Source organism: Ochrobactrum sp. P6BSIII (assembly GCF_014138065.1).
Taxonomy (GTDB): domain Bacteria; phylum Pseudomonadota; class Alphaproteobacteria; order Rhizobiales; family Rhizobiaceae; genus Brucella.
Map to the genome: position 1 here is coordinate 1 of NZ_JACGXB010000045.1, position 2,025 is coordinate 2,025.

The window sequence follows — 2,025 nt, forward strand, 5'->3', positions numbered from 1 at the left end:
GCTCAGATCGCCTCGGCTCATGACTGCCTCCAAAAAGCAGTCTTGAATCAAGCTTCGATCAATTCGTCAACCAATTCGTCCACGCCGCCTAGTTGGCGACGGAAAGCGCATATCTAATCGTCTATGTTCAGCCGCACCCATTGTTAAAAGCGGGCGAGATTGGTCTGATGCGGTCGGCCGTTATGCATAGATTCCCATGATGCCAACTCATCACAACGCAATTTTTGCTGCGCGGAGTTATGGCATCACGCCTGAACTCAGATGCAATGATGTTGCTATGGATTGCTACGGATAGAACGTCTCGAGATGCGGTAAACACGGGCAGGCGGAATGTTTGCAAATGTGCCGCCGATGGGCGTTGCCTTCAAGCCTAACCGATCCAATAATCTGCGGGGTACGGGGCAAACGGGGCCATAGGTGAACTGGAAAAACGCCCCGTCGTCTTTCAGTGCCGCGAAAGAGCCTCTAAGTATTTTCAACACGGTGCGTGATGACATCGAAAGCAGCGGTAGGCCGCTTATCACGGCCCCAAAGCCCGCTTGTTGAAAACGCGGATCAGGCATCAGAGAAGTTGCGCTCATCTGGAGTACGACAGCCTCTGGAAATCGATCCGTCAGGAGGGTGGCGAACGCCTCTTCATATTCAATCAATGTCAAGTCGGCTTCGCTGATCCCTCGCGCCAGGATTGCGCGTGTGAACACTCCGGTTCCCGGGCCCAGTTCGAGAACTCTTCCGGTTTCAGGCGAAAGCTCGCTGGTCATTATCCGAGCAAGAGCCGCGCCAGAGGGTGCGAGTGCAGCAATTTGCAGCGGATTCGCCCGCCATGCTTTAAAGAAACGCCATCGATCGCCGCGGGCATTGTCCTGTGTGTGCTTATAAATGAAGCTAAGCTTCAACAATGGTACTGGTTTTGCTTTCCCTTGGCATGAGCAAAAAGAAAATGGGAAGCGGCTTTGGCCGGATTGATTTTGACTCATGACGGTTCTTTCAATCAAACTTGAGCGGAGCTAATAAAGATTTGGCGATCGCACGCCACACCTAGTGGTCATCGTGCTTTCGACGCTATTCCGGGATTTTGCTTGCCCCATAAATAGTCCCAAGTGCTAACACCACACCAACGAGGAAAGCGTATCGAAGGCCGACTGTGTCGGAGAGCAATCCTATCAATGGGGGAAAGATGATTAGTCCGGCAAAACCGATGGTCAGAACCGATGCTATCGCAGAGCTTGGTGCCATGTTCGACGATCTGGCGGCAGCACCAGCCACCAACGGAATGACGCCACAGATACCGATCCCCGCGAGGCAGAAGCCGATAATTGACAGTATGAGAGTTGGAAAAGCGACAGCGGTTGCGAAACCGGCAAGCGTTAACGCACCGCTCCATTGTAGCGTTCTCTTCATGCCAAACCGATTAACGAACTTGTTGAGGATAAACAGCCGCCCGACTGTCATTGCACCCATGAACATTGCGAAGCCGAGGCCCACATAGCGTTGGTCGGGTGCTACTACATCGTGAAAGTAGACGGTACTCCAGTCATACATAATCGCCTCACATGCCATGCCAAAGAAGGCGATCAGGCCATAGTTCAAGAGAGATCTGTCCGGTATTGCGAACGCACTTCCAGTCGTTTCGAGGGATGGTTCATTGTAGAGAAACCGCCAGCAAGCAAAGGCAGAGACAATCGCAATGGTTGATATCAGACTAAAATGCAGGGACATGCTGATGCCTTGACCTATTGTCAAAGCGCCGATGCCTGCGCCGACGAAGCCCGCCAGTCCCCATAGGCCATGAAAGAATGGTAGTTTCGTTTCGCCACTCAACCTCTCCATGATGCTGGCTTGTGTGTTATTCGAAACATTGACGGCGCTGTATGAAAAGCCAAAAGCAAATACTACAACCACGAGCTGGGCGATGCTTGTGATAAACGGTACTAGGGCGTAGACTCATAAACTGATGCACCAGATGCGGACAGCGATCAGTTTGACAGCAGCGAGGAAATTGTCCGGGTTCTTGTCGTAACGCGT

2 protein-coding genes and 1 pseudogene are annotated in these 2,025 nt (G+C 52.1%); all 3 read right to left on the bottom strand.

The window, feature by feature from the left end; genetic code table 11:
• Window positions 1-275: 275 nt before the first annotated feature.
• Complete coding sequence (locus FHW00_RS24370; protein WP_445558043.1) at window positions 276-977, bottom strand: class I SAM-dependent methyltransferase; 702 nt, start codon at window positions 975-977, stop codon at window positions 276-278.
• 85 nt (window positions 978-1,062) lie between these two features.
• Window positions 1,063-1,902 carry an MFS transporter gene (locus tag FHW00_RS24375; protein WP_176168402.1) on the bottom strand — a complete coding sequence of 280 codons (840 nt, stop codon included), beginning with the start codon at window positions 1,900-1,902 and terminating at the stop codon, window positions 1,063-1,065.
• Window positions 1,903-1,944: 42 nt separating this feature from the next.
• Window positions 1,945-2,025, bottom strand: a pseudogene (locus tag FHW00_RS24380) (IS5/IS1182 family transposase); the annotation flags it as partial.

Excerpts from the sequence above, each read along its gene's own strand:
- FHW00_RS24370 (WP_445558043.1), bottom strand. The coding sequence starts at position 977 with ATGAGTCAAAATCAATCCGGCCAAAGCCGCTTCCCATTTTCTTTTTGC.